At 63.9% G+C, this 17,834-nt stretch carries 16 protein-coding genes; 15 read left to right on the top strand and 1 reads right to left on the bottom strand.

The annotated features are described in order from the left end of the window. From AC1DQR_RS19700 to AC1DQR_RS19650, 11 genes are all read left to right on the top strand, one after another. The coding region (locus AC1DQR_RS19700; RefSeq protein ID WP_477133582.1) for an ABC transporter ATP-binding protein at positions 1-707 on the top strand (707 nt) is incomplete at its 5' end. 9 nt (positions 708-716) lie between these two features. After that, positions 717-1,136: an ATP-binding cassette domain-containing protein gene (locus tag AC1DQR_RS19695; protein ID WP_477133581.1), complete on the top strand. Its 420-nt coding sequence runs from the start codon at positions 717-719 to the stop codon at positions 1,134-1,136. 95 nt (positions 1,137-1,231) lie between these two features. Then, positions 1,232-2,440 carry an ABC transporter substrate-binding protein gene (locus AC1DQR_RS19690; RefSeq protein ID WP_416049979.1) on the top strand — a complete coding sequence of 403 codons (1,209 nt, stop codon included), beginning with the start codon at positions 1,232-1,234 and terminating at the stop codon, positions 2,438-2,440. A 179-nt stretch (positions 2,441-2,619) separates the two neighbouring features. Beyond that, complete coding sequence (locus tag AC1DQR_RS19685; protein WP_043350832.1) at positions 2,620-3,504, top strand: branched-chain amino acid ABC transporter permease; 885 nt, start codon at positions 2,620-2,622, stop codon at positions 3,502-3,504. Then, the gene (locus AC1DQR_RS19680; protein ID WP_174426821.1) at positions 3,504-4,532 is read left to right on the top strand and encodes a branched-chain amino acid ABC transporter permease; all 1,029 of its coding nucleotides are present in this window, start codon (positions 3,504-3,506) and stop codon (positions 4,530-4,532) included. The genes AC1DQR_RS19685 and AC1DQR_RS19680 overlap by 1 nt, the downstream gene beginning before the upstream one ends. Before the next feature lie 358 nt (positions 4,533-4,890). Beyond that, a complete protein-coding gene (locus AC1DQR_RS19675) occupies positions 4,891-5,364 on the top strand; it encodes a hypothetical protein (RefSeq protein WP_477133580.1) in 474 nt (157 codons plus the stop codon). 81 nt (positions 5,365-5,445) lie between these two features. Further along, on the top strand, positions 5,446-6,204 hold the full coding sequence (locus tag AC1DQR_RS19670; protein ID WP_416049977.1) for a TSUP family transporter: 759 nt from the start codon (positions 5,446-5,448) through the stop codon (positions 6,202-6,204). Positions 6,205-6,619: 415 nt separating this feature from the next. Further along, positions 6,620-7,771 carry an ABC transporter substrate-binding protein gene (locus AC1DQR_RS19665; RefSeq protein ID WP_183034091.1) on the top strand — a complete coding sequence of 384 codons (1,152 nt, stop codon included), beginning with the start codon at positions 6,620-6,622 and terminating at the stop codon, positions 7,769-7,771. A 413-nt stretch (positions 7,772-8,184) separates the two neighbouring features. Next, on the top strand, positions 8,185-9,237 hold the full coding sequence (locus AC1DQR_RS19660; RefSeq protein ID WP_150987529.1) for a branched-chain amino acid ABC transporter permease: 1,053 nt from the start codon (positions 8,185-8,187) through the stop codon (positions 9,235-9,237). Between the two features lie 10 nt (positions 9,238-9,247). Beyond that, the gene (locus AC1DQR_RS19655) at positions 9,248-11,035 is read left to right on the top strand and encodes a branched-chain amino acid ABC transporter ATP-binding protein/permease (RefSeq protein ID WP_416049975.1); all 1,788 of its coding nucleotides are present in this window, start codon (positions 9,248-9,250) and stop codon (positions 11,033-11,035) included. Between the two features lie 10 nt (positions 11,036-11,045). Next, positions 11,046-11,789 (top strand): ABC transporter ATP-binding protein, encoded by a 744-nt coding sequence (locus AC1DQR_RS19650; protein WP_174426825.1) that lies wholly within the window; start codon positions 11,046-11,048, stop codon positions 11,787-11,789. 261 nt (positions 11,790-12,050) lie between these two features. Here AC1DQR_RS19650 and AC1DQR_RS19645 read toward each other — a convergent pair whose 3' ends face one another. Beyond that, positions 12,051-12,995, bottom strand: coding sequence for a LysR substrate-binding domain-containing protein (locus AC1DQR_RS19645; protein WP_416049974.1), 945 nt, complete (start codon positions 12,993-12,995; stop codon positions 12,051-12,053). Between the two features lie 127 nt (positions 12,996-13,122). On the opposite strand from AC1DQR_RS19645, the gene AC1DQR_RS19640 reads away from it, so the two are divergent. The 4 genes from AC1DQR_RS19640 (at position 13,123) to rsmG (ending at position 17,831) form a co-directional block, all read left to right on the top strand. After that, positions 13,123-14,118, top strand: coding sequence for a tripartite tricarboxylate transporter substrate binding protein BugE (locus AC1DQR_RS19640; RefSeq protein WP_416049973.1), 996 nt, complete (start codon positions 13,123-13,125; stop codon positions 14,116-14,118). Between the two features lie 5 nt (positions 14,119-14,123). Further along, positions 14,124-14,984 (top strand): N-formylglutamate amidohydrolase, encoded by an 861-nt coding sequence (locus AC1DQR_RS19635; RefSeq protein WP_416049972.1) that lies wholly within the window; start codon positions 14,124-14,126, stop codon positions 14,982-14,984. A 198-nt stretch (positions 14,985-15,182) separates the two neighbouring features. Beyond that, complete coding sequence (mnmG, locus tag AC1DQR_RS19630) at positions 15,183-17,123, top strand: tRNA uridine-5-carboxymethylaminomethyl(34) synthesis enzyme MnmG (RefSeq protein ID WP_416049971.1); 1,941 nt, start codon at positions 15,183-15,185, stop codon at positions 17,121-17,123. Next, positions 17,124-17,831 carry a 16S rRNA (guanine(527)-N(7))-methyltransferase RsmG gene (gene rsmG, locus AC1DQR_RS19625; protein WP_253929173.1) on the top strand — a complete coding sequence of 236 codons (708 nt, stop codon included), beginning with the start codon at positions 17,124-17,126 and terminating at the stop codon, positions 17,829-17,831. It begins immediately after the preceding gene. The last annotated feature ends 3 nt before the right edge of the window (positions 17,832-17,834 follow it).

Raw genomic sequence — 17,834 nt, 5'->3', positions numbered from 1 at the left:
GCGACGTCAACCTCAAGGTGCGGCGCGGCTCCATCCATGCCTTGATCGGCCCCAACGGCGCCGGCAAGACCACCTGCTTCAACCTGCTGACCAAGTTCCTCGAGCCGACCACGGGCACGATCCTGTTCAACGGCATCGACATCACCCGCGAGAAGCCGGCGCAGATCGCCCGGCGCGGGGTGATCCGGTCGTTCCAGATCTCCGCCGTGTTCCCGCACCTGACGGTGCTGGAGAACGTGCGCATCGGGCTGCAGCGGCAACTTGGCACCTCCTATCATTTCTGGCGCAGCGAAACCACGCTCGACGCGCTGAACGCGCGCGGCATGGAACTGCTGGAGCAGGTTGGGCTGACCGATGTGGCGCAGACGGTGACGGTCAACCTGCCGTACGGCCGCAAGCGCGCGCTCGAGATCGCCACCACGCTGGCGATGGAGCCGGAGATGATGCTGCTGGACGAGCCGACCCAGGGCATGGGCCACGAAGACGTGGCGCGCGTGACCGAGCTGATCCGCAAGGTGGCGGTGGGGCGCACCATCCTGATGGTGGAGCACAACATGAACGTGGTCTCGTCGATTGCCGACAAGATCACGGTATTGCAGCGCGGCGCAATCCTGGCCGAGGGGCCGTACGCCGAGGTATCGAAAGACCCGCGCGTGATGGAGGCCTATATGGGCACCGTCGAGGCTGAACTGCAGGGCGCGCACTGAGGAGCCAGGATGAGCACAACGCCCGCACTAGAAATCAAGGATCTGCACGCCTGGTATGGCGAATCGCACATCCTGCATGGCGTGGACCTGACCGTGAATGCCGGCGAGGTGGTGACGCTGCTGGGCCGCAACGGCGCCGGGCGCACCACCACGTTGCGCGCCATCATGGGCCTGACCGGCCAGAACCTGCTGCTGCTCGACGAGATCTCGGAGGGCCTTGCGCCCGTGATCGTGCAAGCGCTGGCGCGCATGATCCTGATGCTCAAGAAAAAGGGCTACACGGTGGTGATGGTGGAGCAGAACTTCCGCTTTGCCGCGCCGCTGGCCGACCGTTTTTATGTGATGGAACACGGCACGATCGTCGAGCGCTTCGCGGCTGCGGAGCTGCAGGCCAAGATGCCGGTGCTGAACGAGTTGCTTGGGGTCTGATTCGAATCGGCGCGCGGCGCTGTCATGAATCGCAGGCATTGTTTTAGGGCAGGAACGGGTGGCGTCAGGTGCCGCCGAAACTAAGGAGACAGGCAATGAAGATGACTCGGCTGGCGGTCGCTCTGGCGGCTATCGTAACGGGCGTGGCAATGGGTTCGGCATCGGCGCAGGTCTCGGGCGATACCGTCAAGATCGGCTACATCACCGACATGTCGGGCTTGTACGCCGACATCGACGGCCCGGGCGGCCTCGAAGCCATCAAGATGGCAATCGAGGACAACGGTGGCAAGGTGCTGGGCAAGCCGATCGAGCTGGTCTCGGCCGATCACCAGAACAAGGCCGACATCGCCGCCTCGAAGGCGCGCGAGTGGATGGACCAGCAGGGCCTGGACGTGCTGATCGGCGGCACCAATTCCGCCACCGGCCTGGCCATGAACAAGGTGGCCTCGGAGAAGAAGAAGGTCTACTTCAATATCGGTGCCGGCTCGGCGCGCCTTACCAACGAAGAGTGCTCGCCGTACACCGTGCACTATGCGTATGACACGGTGGCGCTCGCCAAGGGTACCGGCAGCGCAGTGGTCAAGCAGGGTGGCAAGTCGTGGTTCTTCCTGACCGCCGACTATGCCTTCGGCCACTCGCTGGAAAACGATACCGCGGCCGTGGTGAAGGCCAACGGCGGCACGGTGGTGGGCTCGGTGCGCCATCCGCTGTCGGCATCGGATTTCTCGTCGTTCCTGCTGCAGGCGCAATCGTCCAAGGCGCAGATCCTGGGCCTGGCCAATGCCGGCGGCGACACCATCAACTCGATCAAGGCGGCCAAGGAATTCGGCATCACCAAGACGATGAAGATCGCCGGCCTGCTGATGTTCATCAACGACATCCACAGCCTGGGCCTGAAGAACACCGAAGGCCTGCTGATGACCGACAGCTGGTACTGGGACATGAACGACGATACGCGCAAGTTCGCCGCGCGCTTCTTCACCAAGATGAAGAAGATGCCGAGCAGCTTGCAGGCCGCCGACTACTCCGCCGCGCATACGTACCTGAAGGCGGTCGAGGCAGCCAAGACGGATGATCCGGACAAGGTCATGGCCGAGCTCAAGAAGATGAAGATCAACGACTTCTACACCAAGGGCTACATCCGCCAGGATGGCCGAGGCATCCACGACATGTACCTGATGCAGGTGAAGTCGCCGGCCGAATCGAAGAAGCCGTGGGACTACCTGAAGGTGGTGGCCACGATCCCGGGTGAGCAGGCTTTCACCACGGTGGCGGAATCGAAGTGCGCGCTGATGAAGAAGTAAGCGTTTGAACTGAGTTGAGTTGCGTAGAGTTGATTGAGGTATGGCGCCCCCGCCCGGGACCGTTGCATGTTGACCGGGTTCGGGAGCGGGGGCCAGTGTCTTTCTTCGCTTCATTTTGACAGCGCCTGCCTGGCGGGGAACGACGAATCCCGGCTGGTGCGCAAACGGTAACGCCTGCGATGGACATCTTCGGTATTCCTCTGCCCGCCATGCTGTCCCAGTTACTGCTGGGACTGGTCAACGGTGCCTTCTATGCGATGTTGAGCCTTGGCCTTGCGGTCATCTTCGGGCTGCTCAACGTCATCAATTTTGCCCACGGGGCGCTGTTCATGCTCGGCGCGGTCCTGGCCTGGATGGGCATGGAGTACGCCGGGCTCAACTACTGGGTGATGCTGGTACTGTCGCCGCTCGCGGTGGCGCTGATCGGCATCGTGATCGAGCGCACCATGCTGCGCTGGATCTACAAGCTCGACCATATCTACGGCCTGCTGCTGACGCTCGGCATCACGCTGGTGATCGAAGGCATCTTCCGCTCGATCTATGGGGTGTCGGGGCTGCCGTACTCGGCGCCCGAGGCGCTGAGCGGCGCCACGGATCTGGGTTTCATGATCCTGCCGAACTACCGGGCCTGGGTGGTGGCAGCCTCGCTGGTGGTGTGCTTCTCCACCTGGTACCTGATCGAGAAGACCAAGCTGGGCGCTTATTTGCGCGCTGGCACCGAGAACCCCAAGCTGGTTGAAGCCTTTGGCGTCAACGTGCCGCTGATGGTGACGCTGACCTACGGGTTCGGCGTGGCGCTGGCGGCGTTTGCCGGCGTGCTCGCGGCACCGGTGATCCAGATCTCGCCGCTGATGGGGCAGAACCTGATCATCATCGTGTTCGCGGTGGTGGTGATCGGCGGAATGGGCTCGATCATGGGCTCGATCCTGACCGGCCTCGGCCTGGGCGTGATCGAGGGCCTGACCAAGGTGTTCTACCCCGAGGCCTCCTCCACGGTCGTGTTCTTCATCATGGTGATCGTGCTGATGCTGCGCCCGGCCGGACTGTTCGGGAGGGAGAAGTGATGAACCAACCAACCGGCGCGGCAGTGGCTGCGGGGCAGACAAGACAGGGGCGGGGCGTGCAGAAGAAACTGTTGTACGGATTGTTGCTGGCAGCGCTGATCCTGGCGCCGATGGCCGGAGCGTATCCGGTGTTCGTGCTCAAGGTGCTGTGCTTCGCGCTGTTCGCGTGCGCCTTCAACTTGCTGATCGGCTACACCGGGCTGCTGTCGTTCGGCCATGCGGCCTTCTTTGGCGGCGCGGCCTATACGGCCGGCCATGCAATGAAGGTGTGGGGCGTCACGCCTGAGGTCGGGCTGGTGCTGGGCACGCTGGCGGGCGCCTTGATCGGCTACGTGGTCGGGTACATCGCGATTCGCCGGCAAGGCATCTATTTCTCGATGATCACGCTGGCGCTGGCGCAGATGCTGTTCTTTTTCTGCCTGCAGGTGCCGTACACCGGAGGCGAGGACGGCTTGCAGGGCATTCCGCGCGGCAAGCTGTTCGGTGTGTTGTCGCTGGCCAACGATCTGACGCTGTATTACGTGGCGCTGGCGATCATCGTGGCGGCCTTCGCGCTGATCGTGCGGACCGTGCATTCGCCGTTCGGCCAGATCCTCAAGGCGATCAAGGAAAACGAGCCGCGCACCATCTCGCTGGGCTACGATACGGACCGCTTCAAGCTGATGGTGTTTGTGCTGTCTGCGGCGCTTTCCGGGCTGGCCGGGTCGATCAAGGCGCTGGTGCTGGGCTTTGCCACGCTGACCGATGTGCACTGGTCCATGTCGGGCTCGGTGATCCTGATGACGCTGGTTGGGGGCCTGGGCACGCTTTCAGGACCGCTGGTCGGGGCTTTCGTGGTGGTGGCGCTGGAAAACAAGCTTGGCGACATCGGCACCTTCCTGGCCTCGACGACGGGCATCGAGTGGTTCAACTCACTTGGCGAATCCGTCACAATGGTGACCGGCGTGATCTTCGTGATCTGCGTATTGACGTTCCGCCGCGGCATTATGGGCGAGCTTCTTGCCCGCTTCGGGAAGGCCCGGGAGTGATCGTGGGGCGACATGCCCGATTTTGGGGCTAGGGTTTCTTCTAGCTTGCTCGAAACGCACCGCTTCGTTACATTCCATATACGGTTTTCGCAGGTTAAATGGAGGCGGAAGCGAGGAGACGACAGGCGCGCAGTCACTAGGCTGCAGTGTCAATATAAGATAAGGGCGTTGCTGGGTGATCCTCGGCAACGCCTTTTTTAATTTCCGGGTGGTATGCCCGTTCCTGGTGCGTGATGTTTTCGCCATGCGGAATCATCGTCAAAGCCACCGATTGCGCATGCGACAATGCGGCCTTGTCATCGGGCCCGCCATGCCGTCAGATTCCCCTTCTCTAATTCCTTCCTCGCCTGAATCCGCCGTGCCTCCGGCCTCGATACGCCTGGCCGGTACTGGCGATGCGCAAAATCTGGGCGCCTGGCTGCAATCACGGCATGCATTGCCCGTTGCGGCGGCGCGCGCGCGCCAGGCGCTGCTGGAGGGCCTGCTTGCCCGGCCTGAGCGCGGGGCCTGTGTGGTGGCGCAGGCCAGTGTCGGCCAGGATCTGCTCGGTTGCCTGCCCGTTACGCTGATACCGCATCTCGAACTTGCCGGCCTCACGGCGCTTGCCACCGAATGGTGGGCTGGTGACGTGCCGGCGGACAGGGGCGTCGCCGCCTTGCTGCTGGATTGCTGCGGCCTGCTGGCCGACTGGTGCAGCGCGCATGGCGTGCGCCATCTGTTGCTGGCGCCGGCGCTGCTGACGGCGGCGCAGGCCGCACCGGCCGGTTTTGCGCCGCACGCCAGCGGCCTGTGGCATCTCAATTTGTCACCAGCCGCCAAGATGCTGGGCTGACGCTTCCAGCGCGCCTGCCGCGCTTGGTTCGCCTCCTTCCCTCGTTCCCTCCGTTTTCTCTTTCTTCGTTTCCCCGCGTCCATGGAATTCGCGTTTCTTGCTGTTGCCGCTTTTCTTGCCGGCCTGATCGATGCTGTTGCCGGCGGCGGTGGCCTGGTGCAGATCCCCGCGCTGTTTTCGGCCTATCCCAACATGGCGCCGGCCACGCTGCTCGGCACCAGCAAGGTGGCCTCGCTGGCCGGTACCACCAATGCGGCGTTGCGCTATGGCCGCAGCGTGCGCATCTACTGGGGCGCAACCTTGCCGACGATGCTGTCGGCCTTCGCCTTTTCGATGGCGGGCGCCTACGCGCTCACGCTGATTCCCGCGGAGCCGCTGCGCAAGTCGCTGCCCTTTATCCTGGTGGCCCTGCTGGTCTATACGGTGGCCAAGAAGAGCCTGGGCTCCGAGCACGCACCGTCGCTCTCTGGCGGCAAGGAGCGCGCAGCGGCTTTGCTGGCGGGGGCCGTGATCGGCTTCTACGACGGCGTGTTCGGGCCGGGCACCGGCAGCTTCCTGATGATCGTGTTCGTGCGCGTGTTCGGCTACGATTTCTTGCACGCCTCGGCATCGACCAAGGTGGTCAACCTCGCCACCAACCTGGCGGCCTTGCTGTTGCTGGCGGCGAAGGGGCACGTCTGGTGGCAGCTCGGGCTGGTCATGGCGGTGGCTAACGTGGGCGGCAGCCAGATTGGCAGCCGCCTCGCGCTCAAGCATGGCAGCGCCTTTGTGCGGCGCGTGTTCATCGTGGTGGTGGCAGCGCTGATCGTGAAAACCGCCTGGGATGCGTTCGGCCGCTGAGCGTCGGTTCGCGGCCGTGTCGCTTGCATGCTGCGATGCGGGTTAATCCCGCTAGCCCGGCGATATGCCTGTTGCTAGACTCGCTACGCATTCCCGACCGGGCGGTCGGTGAATGAGCGGCCGGCGTGGCGCACCATGGCATTGCCTGGCGAGCCCTGCCGAGCGCCGCCGGGGATCACGCGCAGGACGGGAGATTGGAGCAGGGCGGATGCGGATTCGCCCATCGCCCCGGGGTAGCAGGCAGGCGCCGGCGTTGCGCCTGGATACGGGCCTGAAATGCACCGAAGGGGCACCGGCACAATAAGATCCACCAGGACAAGACAGACCAGAAGAACAGAAGACCAGATTGAGGCATCCGACTAGCCGCGAGGCGGCACGGATGCCTCTTCCGTTTGCCGCAATGGAAGGAGACACGATGACATTCAAGCGCGCCAGCCTGCTGGCTCTCGCCGCCGCCAGCCTGTGCGCCGGCACCGCCAGCGCACAGGTCAAAGTCGGGGTAACGCTATCGGCCACCGGGCCCGCCGCCTCGCTGGGCATTCCCGAGAAGAACACCATCTCGCTGCTGCCCAAGGAGATCGCTGGCAAGAAGATCGAGTACATCGTGCTCGACGATGCGTCGGACACCACCACGGCGGTCAAGAATACGCGCAAGCTGATCAGCGAAGACAAGGTCGACGTGATTGTCGGCTCTACCGTGACGCCCAACTCGCTGGCCATGGTGGATGTCGTCGCCGAGAACGAAACGCCGATGATCACGCTGGCCGCCTCGGCTCGCATCATCGAGCCGATGGATGCCAAGCGCGCCTGGGTCTTCAAGACGCCGCAGAACGACTCGCACATGGCCACCGCCATTGCCGAGCACATGACAAACCACAACGTGAAGACGGTTGCCTTCATCGGCTTCGCGGACGCCTATGGCGATAGCTGGGCGCAAGAGTTCGCCAAGGTCGGCGAGATGCGCAAGATCAAGGTGGTGGCCAACGAACGCTTTGCGCGCACCGATACCTCGGTCACCGGCCAGGTGCTCAAGATGATGGGCAGCAACCCTGACGCCGTGCTGATCGCAGGCTCGGGCACGCCCGCCGCGCTGCCCGCCAAGGCGCTCAAGGAGCGTGGCTGGAAGGGCAAGATCTACCAGACCCACGGTGTGGCCAACGCCGACTTCCTGCGCGTGTGCGGTAAGGATTGCGAAGGCACCTTCCTGCCGGCCGGCCCGCTGCTGGTAGCCGAGCAGCTGCCGGACACCAACCCGGTGAAGAAGCCCGCCATCACCTACAAGACGGCTTACGAGAAGGCATTTGGCGGCCAGGTCTCGACCTTCGGCGGCCACGCCTGGGATGCCGGCCTGCTGCTGCAGCGAGCCATCCCCGAGGCGCTGAAGAAGGGGCAGCCGGGCACCAAGGAGTTCCGCAAGGCGCTGCGCGATGCCATGGAGCAGACCAAGGAGCTGCCGATCTCCCACGGCATCATGAACATGACGCCGACCGACCACCTTGGCCTGGACCAGCGCGCGCGCGTGATGGTGGAGATCGTCGACGGGAAGTGGAAGCTGCAGACCAAGTAAGCGGCGAAGACTGGCTGCATTTGATGCAAAAAGGGCGCATGGCCAGCCATGCGCCCTTTTTGTTGGTGCCGGCTCATGCCGGCCCACGCCATTGCGCGACTACAGGCAATCCCGCACTTGACACCGCATCCGCCATGCGAGATCTTTAACGTGTTAATGAATTTGGCGTTTGCCAAGAATTTGCCAAGACAAGCGGAACGGGATGACGGCCATGGTGCGCCGCAGATATGCTGCACCCGGCATATGCATAGCTTCCCGCCTGCCGTGCCAGATTACAGATGCGGCACTGCGGAATCTAAGGGTTCGTCGGGATTTCCGCTATGCGTAAGTTGTTTCATATTTCGTAACTCGTAATTTCACAAGCCAGCCGGCTTCCCTCCGCCGGCCGGACTCACCAACAATACGGGGAGACAATGGACCTCTCGATCGCCGCCATCCTGGCGCAGGACGGCATCACCTCGGGCGCCATCTATGCGCTGCTCGCGCTGGCCCTGGTGCTGGTGTTCTCGGTGACCCGCGTCATCTTCATTCCGCAAGGGGAGTTCGTCGCCTATGGCGCGCTGACCCTGGCGGCGATCCAGTCCGGCCATGCGCCGCAAAGCAGCTGGCTGCTGCTGGTCATGGGCGTGCTCACCTTTCTCTATGAGACGGTCACCATCCTGCGCAGCGCCGAACTGCGCCGGACCGCGCCCAGGCGGATCGCGGTGCTGGCCGGCAAATACCTCGTCTTCCCGCTGGCCGTGCATCTGCTGGCGCAGAACTTCGACGGGCAGTCGATGCCCATGCTGGCGCAGATCGCGCTGACGCTGCTGATCGTGATTCCGCTCGGGCCCATGCTGTACCGCCTTGCCTACCAGCCGCTGGCCGAAGCCAGCACGCTGGTGCTGCTGATTGTCTCGGTGGGCGTGCACTTTGCACTGGTGGGGCTGGGGCTGGTGATGTTCGGCGCCGAGGGTTCGCGCACCGCGCCTTTCTCCGAGGCGCGCTTTGAAGTGGGCAGCCTGACGATCTCCGGGCAGAGCCTTTGGGTGGTCGGCGTATCGGCACTGATGATCGCGGGGCTGTATTTCTACTTCGAACGCACCATCGCCGGCAAGGCGCTGCGTGCCACGGCGGTCAATCGCCTGGGCGCGCGGCTGGTCGGCATTGGCACGACGCAGGCCGGGCGCCTGTCGTTCACGCTGGCAGCGGCAATGGGCGCGCTGTGCGGGATCCTGATTGCGCCGCTGACCACGGTGTACTACGAGTCCGGCTTCCTGATCGGCCTGAAGGGCTTCGTCGGTGCGATCGTGGGCGGTCTGGTGAGCTACCCGGTGGCGGCCGCCGGTGCCATCCTGGTGGGGCTGCTCGAATCGTATTCGTCCTTCTGGGCCAGTGCGTTCAAGGAGGTCATCGTGTTCACCCTGATCCTGCCCGTGCTGCTGTGGCGCTCGCTCACCAGCAAGCATGTGGAAGACGAGGAATAAGGGGCACGCCATGAACACCAACCTCAAAAACCGAATCTTCCTGCTGGCCTTCGCGGTAGTGCTGGCGCTGTTGCCCGTGCTGCCCACGCCTGAATTCTGGATCACGCTGGGCAACTACATCGGCCTGTACAGCATCGTCGCCATTGGCCTGGTCCTGCTCACCGGCGTGGGCGGCATGACCTCCTTCGGCCAGGCCGCTTTCGTCGGGCTGGGTGCCTACAGCACCGCCTACCTCACCACGCAGTTCGGGCTGTCGCCCTGGCTCGGCCTGCTGGTCGGGCTGGCGATCACGATGGCCTCGGCCTATGTGATCGGCCTGATCACCATGCGCATGTCGGGCCACTACCTGCCGCTCGCCACCATCGCCTGGGGCCTGTCGCTGTTTTTCCTGTTCGGCAACCTGGAATTCCTCGGCAAGTACGACGGCCTCAACGGCATTCCCGTGCTGCATGTGCTCGGCATCGAGCTGGCCTCCGGGCGCTCGATGTTCTACTTGATCTGGGCCGTGGTGCTGGTGTCGGTGATCGCCATGCAGAACCTGCTCAACTCGCGCCCTGGCCGCGCCATCCGCGCGTTGAAGGGCGGCGGCACCATGGCCGAGGCGATGGGCGTGAACACCGCATGGATGAAGGTGGTGATCTTTGTGGTGGCGGCGATGCTGGCCTGCATCTCCGGCTTTCTCTACGCGCATCTGCAGCGCGCGGTGAACCCCACGCCGTTCGGGCTGAACTACGGCATCGAGTACCTGTTCATGGCGGTGGTGGGCGGCGTAGGCCACGTGTGGGGCGCGGTGCTCGGCGCCGGCATCCTCACCATCCTGAAGGACGTGCTGCAAGGCGTGCTGCCCAAGCTGCTGGGCGCCAACGGCAACTTCGAAACCATCGTGTTCGGCGTGCTGATGGTGCTGCTGCTGCAATACGCGCGCGATGGCATCTGGCCATTCATCAAGAAGCTGTTCCCCAGCGGGCCGCCGGTGCTGGCGCCGGCGCAAGCGCCCGCGCTGCCATTGCGCGCCAAGCCGCAGGCCGGCGAACTGATCCTCGATGTCAAAGCCGCGCGCAAGGAGTTCGGCGGGCTGGTGGCGGTCAACGACGTGAGCTTCCAGGTCCGCGCGGGCGAGATCATCGGGCTGATCGGCCCCAACGGCGCGGGCAAGTCCACCACCTTCAACCTCGTCACCGGCGTGCTGCCGGCCACGCGCGGCGGGGTGCTGTATCGCGGCGAGCAGATCTCCGGGCTACCCTCGCGCGAGATCGTCAAGCGCGGCATCGGCCGCACCTTCCAGCACGTGCATCTGCTGCCCACCATGACCGTGCTGGAGAACGTGGCCATCGGTGCACACCTGCGCGGCGACTTTGCGCCGCAAGGCGGCGTGACGGCAGCGATCCTGCGCATGAACAAGAACGAGGAGGCCAAGCTGCTGCACGAAGCCGCGCGCCAGCTCGAGCGCGTGGGCCTGGCCGACTGCATGTACATGGAAGCCGGCAGCCTCGCGCTGGGCCAGCAACGCATCCTGGAGATCGCGCGCGCGCTGTGCTGCGATCCCGCACTGCTGTTGTTGGATGAGCCCGCGGCGGGGCTGCGCTACAAGGAGAAGCAGGCGCTGGCCGAGCTGCTGAAGAAGCTCAAGGGCGAGGGCATGAGCGTGCTGCTGGTCGAGCACGACATGGACTTCGTGATGAACCTGACGGACCGTCTGGTGGTGATGGAGTTCGGTACGCGCATTGCGGAAGGGGTGCCCGAGGACGTGCAGAAAGACCCGGCGGTGCTCGAAGCCTATCTCGGTGGCGTGGAGTAAGGAAACGACAATGAGCCTGATCCTGGAAGTGAAGGACCTGCACGTGCGCTACGGCAAGGTCGAAGCCGTGCATGGCGCCAACCTGAAAGTGGAAGCGGGAAAGATCGTCACGGTGATCGGCCCCAATGGCGCGGGCAAGTCCACCATGCTCAACGCCATCATGGGCGCGCTGCCGGTGAGCGGCTCGTCCACCGGCGCGGTGACCTACCTCGGCCACGACCTCGCCGGCCTGCCAGTGGAAGGGCGTGTGGCGCGCGGCATGTGCCTGGTGCCGGAGAAGCGCGAACTGTTTGGCTCGATGAGCGTGGCGGACAACCTGGTGCTGGGCGCCTATCGCCGCAAGCGTGCGGGTGAGAAGAACTTCCTGGACCAGATGGAAGTGGTCTACGGCCTGTTCCCGCGCCTGAAGGAGCGGGCGAAGCAGGACGCCGGCACGCTGTCGGGGGGCGAGCGGCAGATGCTGGCAGTGGGCCGCGCGCTGATGGCCAAGCCGCAACTGCTGATGCTGGACGAGCCGAGCCTGGGGCTGGCGCCGCTGATCGTCAAGGAGATCTTTCACATCATCAATGACCTGCGCAAGACGGGGGTGGCGACGTTGCTGATCGAGCAGAACGCGCGGGCGGCGCTGCAGGTGGCGGACTACGGGTACGTGATCGAGACGGGGGATATGGCGATGGAGGGACCGGCTGCCGAACTGGCGGCTAACCCGAAGGTGATCGAGACGTATCTGGGCTTGGCGAAGAAGGCGGCTTAGCGTTTCTTGCTTTGAGAATTCTCAAGAATAATAATGGTTGGCATCGATAGCCATTATTATTCTTACTGTGCATTTATGGATATGACCGATTTGTTGGCGACGTTGTCAGATGGATAGCGCAGCAGTGGGTACGCTTTAAATTTGCGACATGAATGGATTTATAGAGAAATTTGATCTCTATATTCTTTGCGCTGATGTGTCGGTTGCTGGAGGGGAAATATATGTGCCTGGTGGATATAATCTGGCATATGAGGCCACTCTCTATCTTTCCGGTGAATTTTCTTCATTGAGCTGAAGCACATCCGGATCCTGTGCCGCCACATCTAGCAACCATGCGCGAAACTGCGCAAACGCCGGATGGTCCCGCCGCTCCCGCGGTGCGCACAGGAAGTAGCCGCGCGTCAGCCGGATCGGCAAATCGAACGGCGCCACCACGCGCCCCGCAGCGATCTCATCCCGTACCAGGCAGCGCTGCAAGACCGCCACGCCCATATCCGCCTTGACCGCTTGCACCAGGATCGAGACCTGGTCGAAGCCTTTCGAGAGCATTGGCGCAGCACTGGGTACGCCGGCGGCGCACAGCCAGTGCTGCCAGTTTGCCGGTGCGGTGGTGTGATAGAGCAAGGGCTCATCGAGGAGTTCGGCGGGCTCGGACCAGCGGCCGGCCTTATGGCGGGCGCGAGCGCGGTCAGGGTGGCAGATGGGCACCATCTCTCTGCCGATCACGTAGTCGAATTGCAGGCCTGGCCAGCGATCCGGCGTGCCTGGCAGGATGGCGGCATCGGGCGCGGGGCCTGAGAAGTCCTCATCGCGCCGGTAGGGCACGAAGTCCAGGCGGACATCAGGGTAGCGGCGGTGGAAATCCGGCAGCCTGGGCACCAGCCATACGCTGGCCAGCGTGGGCACGGCCGACAGCGTCAGGTGGTGCTGGCGGTCACGGGCGAGGAGGGCGGCGCTGGCGTTCTCAATGGCGGCCAACGGGCCGGCGACGGCCTCCAGCAACTGCTTGCCGGCATCGGTTAGCGTCAGTCGATGCGCATTGCGCTGGAGCAGGGGTTGGCCGAAGTGGGATTCCAGCCGGGCAATCGCACGGCTGATCGCGCCCTGGGTCACGCACAGGTCTTCGGCCGCGCGCGTGAAGCTGCCTAGCCGCGCGGCGGCGGCAAAGGCATGGAGTTCGGACATCGAGGGCGAGCGTAGCCGCATGCGGTGGGGGCGGGTGTGCCGAGAATGATCTTTGGTAATGCAACCGTGCAATATAGTCGTTTGTGCGGACTCGGTAAACTCCCGACACTTGGCGAGCCAACTCATAGAAATCCAAGGAGAAGTCCGCATGATCCGAGCCCAACTGCCGCGCCGGTATTTTGTCCTGTCTTGCCTGGCGGCATGCGCCAGCCTGACCGCAGCCGGTGGCGCGCAAGCGCAGGCCAACTATCCGAACAAGCCGATTCGCCTGATCGTGCCCTTTGCTGCGGGCGGCTCGACCGACCTGTCGGCACGCCTGGTGGCGGAGTTCGGCGGGCGCGAGCTGGGCCAATCCATCGTGGTGGAGAACAAGGGTGGTGCCGGTGGCTCGCTGGGCATGGAGCAGGTTGCCCGCGCGGCGCCGGACGGCTACACCATCGGCATGGCGACGGTCAGCACGCACGGCTCGAACCCGGCTGTCTATCCCAAGCTGAACTACGATCCGATCAAGGATTTTGCGCCAGTCACCAATGTGGTAGCCATCCCGAGCGTATTCGCCGTGCACCCCAGCGTGCCGGCCAAGACCATGCAGGAGTTCGTCGCGCTTGTCCGTGCCAACCCCGGCAAGTACAGCTTCGCCTCTCCCGGCGCCGGCTCGCTGGGCCATGTGAACATCGAGAACTTCATGATGCTGGCCAAGATCGACATGCTGCACGTGCCGTACAAGGGTGCCGGCCTGGCGCTCAACGATGCGGTGGCAGGGCAGGTCAACGCTATTACCGACAACCTTTCGTCCACGTTGCCCCACGTGAAATCGGGCCGGCTGCGAGCGCTGGCCGTGCTCGGTTCTGCCCGTTCGCCGCAGCTGCCCAACGTCCCGACCTATGCGGAGCTGGGCTATAAGGAGATGGGCGATGGCGGCTGGTTCGGCATCGTCGCGCCTGCCGGCACGCCGCCGGCCATCATCGCCAAGCTCAACGACGCCATCCACAAGGCGATGCTGAATCCCGAGTTCAAGCGCAAGGTGGAGGAGTCCGGCGGCACGCTGGTGCCGACCACGCCGGACGGCTTCAAGGTGCAAATCCAGCAGGCGATGGCGCGTTATGCACGCGTGGCCAAGGCCGCCAGTATCAAACTGGACTGACGGCGATGAGCGACAACTTCGAGCCCTTCGTCCGCTTCGCGCCTTCGGCGCAGACGCTGCCGCTGGTGTGCGACTCGCCGCATAGTGGCACCCACTACCCGCAAGACTTCCGGGCGGCCATCCCCACGCAGCGGCTGCGCGCCGGTGAGGACACGCACATCGACGCGCTCTGGGAAGCGGTGCCGCGCGTCGGCGGCACGCTGATCGCGGCTAATTTTCCGCGGGTCTACATCGATCCTAATCGCACGCTCGATGATCTGGACCCCGACTTGCTGGACGGCACGTGGCCCGAGCCGCTGGCGCCAGGCGAGAAGACTCGCCTCGGCTACGGGCTGATCTGGCGCAACATCGATGCGGCCACCCCGATTTACGACCGCAAGCTCTCGCTGCAAGAGGTACGCGACCGGATCGACCGCTACTATCGCCCCTACCATCAGGCGCTGTCGGAAGCGGTGGAGGACACCTATCGGCGCTTCGGGTCGGTCTGGCATCTGAACCTGCACTCGATGCCGAACAACGCGTACGAGCGCCTCAAGATTCAGAGTCAGCACCCGCTGGCGGATTTCGTGCTGGGCGACCGCGATGGCGCCACCTGCGAGGCTGGTTTTGTCGGGCTGGTGGCGGCGGAACTGCGCGCGCTGGGATATACCGTGGCTCGCAATGATCCGTATAAAGGCGTGCAACTGATCGCACAGATCGGCCGCCCGGCCGAACGGCGTAACAGCTTGCAGATCGAGATTCGCCGGCCGCTGTACATGGATGAAGTGACGCGTGAGCGAAACGGTGGCTTTGACGAACTCCGGACAAATCTTGGTCGACTTGTCGAGCGCATCGGCGCTTATTTGAGCGAGCAACGCGGACCGTAAGTGCCTCGGCCTTCCGCCGTGCACACAAGAAAGCCGGGCTATTGCGCCCGGCTTTTCTGTTTCACGTGGAACACACCCAAGTTCTTCATGGCGCATGTTTCACGTGAAACATGCTGCGGCGCAGGGACGCCATGGAGATTGCCGTTATAATTCGGCATCCCGATTTTTTCCCGCTAGCCTCCCGGAGGAGGTGCCTCCATGCTTTACCCAAAAGAATTCGATGTCATTGTTGTCGGTGGTGGCCACGCCGGCACGGAAGCTGCACTCGCCGCGGCGCGTATGGGTTGCCAGACGCTGCTGCTGAGCCACAACATCGAGACCCTTGGTCAGATGAGCTGCAATCCGTCCATCGGCGGCATTGGCAAGGGCCATCTCGTCAAGGAGGTGGATGCAATGGGCGGCGCCATGGCGGCAGCCACGGATGAGTCGGGCATCCAATTCCGCATCCTGAATTCCAGCAAGGGTCCGGCCGTACGTGCCACGCGCGCTCAGGCGGACCGTGTGCTGTATCGCAAGGCGATTCGCGCGCGGCTGGAGAATCAGCCCAACCTGATGCTGTTCCAGCAGGCCGTGGATGACCTGGTGGTGGAGGGTGATCGTGTTGTCGGCGCCGTCACGCAGGTCGGCATCACCTTCCGCGCACGCGCCGTGGTGCTGACCGCCGGTACCTTCCTCGATGGGAAGATTCACGTGGGGCTGGATAACTACACAGGCGGTCGCGCGGGCGACCCGGCCTCGGTCTCGCTTTCCGCGCGCCTGAAAGAGCTCAAGCTGCCGCAGGGCCGCCTGAAGACCGGTACGCCGCCGCGTATCGATGGACGCACCATCGATTTCTCCGTGATGGACGAGCAACCCGGCGATCTCGATCCGGTGCCGGTGTTCTCCTTCCTGGGTCGGGCCGAGCAGCACCCGCAGCAACTGCCGTGCTGGATCACGCATACCAACAGCCGGACCCACGACATCATCCGTGGCGGCCTGGATCGCTCGCCGATGTACACCGGCGTGATCGAAGGGGTAGGGCCGCGGTACTGTCCCAGCATCGAGGACAAGATCCACCGCTTTGCCAGCAAGGACAGCCACCAGATCTTCCTGGAACCGGAAGGGCTGACGACCAACGAGTTCTACCCCAACGGTATCTCCACCAGCCTGCCGTTCGACGTGCAACTTGCCCTGGTGCACTCGATCCGCGGCATGGAGAACGCGCACATCCTGCGCCCCGGCTACGCCATCGAGTACGATTACTTCGATCCGCGCGCCCTCAAGGCCTCGCTGGAATCCAAGGCCATCAGCGGCTTGTTCTTTGCCGGGCAGATCAACGGCACCACCGGCTACGAAGAAGCCGCCGCCCAGGGCCTGCTGGCCGGGATCAATGCCGGCTGCTTCGTACGGGAGCGCGATGCCTGGACTCCCCGGCGGGACCAAGCCTATCTTGGGGTTCTGGTCGACGATCTGATCACCCGTGGGGTCTCGGAACCGTACCGAATGTTCACCAGCCGCGCCGAGTTCCGTTTGAGCCTGCGGGAAGATAATGCCGATATGCGACTGACCGAGGCTGGCCGGGAGCTGGGTGTGGTCGATGATGTGCGCTGGGATGCATTTAACCGGAAACGCGATGCTGTTTCACGTGAAACAGAGCGGCTGAAGGGTACCTGGGTGAATCCGAGCATCCTGCCGGAAGCCGATGCCGTGCCGCTGCTCGGCAAGGCGATCGAGCGCGAGTACAACCTCGCCGATCTGCTGCGCCGTCCCGCTGTCACGTACGAAGCGCTGATGGCGTTGCAGGAAGGCAAGTTCGCACCTGCCCAGGCACTCGATGCTGACCCGCTGCTGGTCGCGCAGATTCGCGAGCAGATCGAGATCGGCATCAAGTATCACGGCTACATCGCCCGGCAAGCCGCGGAGGTGGACAAGCTCGAAGCCAACGAATCCACCCGCCTGCCTGAAGATTTCGACTACACGGAAGTGCGCGGCCTTGGCATCGAGGTTGGCCAGAAGCTGAATCAGCACCGGCCCGAAACCCTCGGCCAGGCATCGCGTATTTCTGGCGTGACGCCGGCTGCGATTTCGCTGCTGCTGGTCCACCTGAAAAAGAAGGGCATGGGGCGTACCAAGTCCGACTCCAGCCAAGAGGCCGCCTGAGTGAGGAACCAACGTTACGCGGCCGTGGATGATGCCGACCAGCGCCGCCGCCTGGAGGCCGGCTTGTCCGCCATCGGCCTGGCGCTCTCCGCGAGCCAGATCGATCAGTTGTTTGCCTACCTGGCACTGCTGCGCAAATGGAACGCCATCTATAACCTGACCGCCATCCGTCATCCCGACGAGATGTTGACCCACCACATGCTCGACTCGCTGGCCGCCGTGCCGGCGCTGGCGCAAGCGGCTCGCGCCGCGGCGGTGGAGGAGGGCGCGCGTGGCCGGGTGCTGGACGTGGGTTCGGGCGGCGGCATGCCTGGTCTGCCGCTGGCCATCACGTGTCCCGACCTGTCGGTGCTGATGGTCGACATCGTGCAAAAGAAAACCGCCTTCCTGACGCAATGCCGGGCACAGCTCGGCCTGTCCAACGCCGCTGCCCATTGGGGCCCGGTCGAAAAGCTGGAAGACGGCAAGGGGTATGCAGTCATCACGTCTCGTGCGTTTGCCGAGCTGAGCGATTTCGCATCGCTCGCCGGCCACCTGCTGGCGCCGGGCGGCAAGCTGATTGCCATGAAGGGCGTTTATCCTCAACCCGAACTCGATCGCATGGAAGCGGCCGGCCTGATGGCCGAGTGGCAGGTCGAGGCAATACCACGCCTGACCGTACCGGAACTGGACGCAGAACGTCACCTGGTGGTGCTGTCGCGCCGCTGACCC

This window comes from Cupriavidus sp. 05L411 (assembly GCF_056398045.1).
The sequence above is the reverse complement of the archived record's forward strand: the minus strand, read 5'-3'. Positions and strand labels throughout refer to the sequence as shown.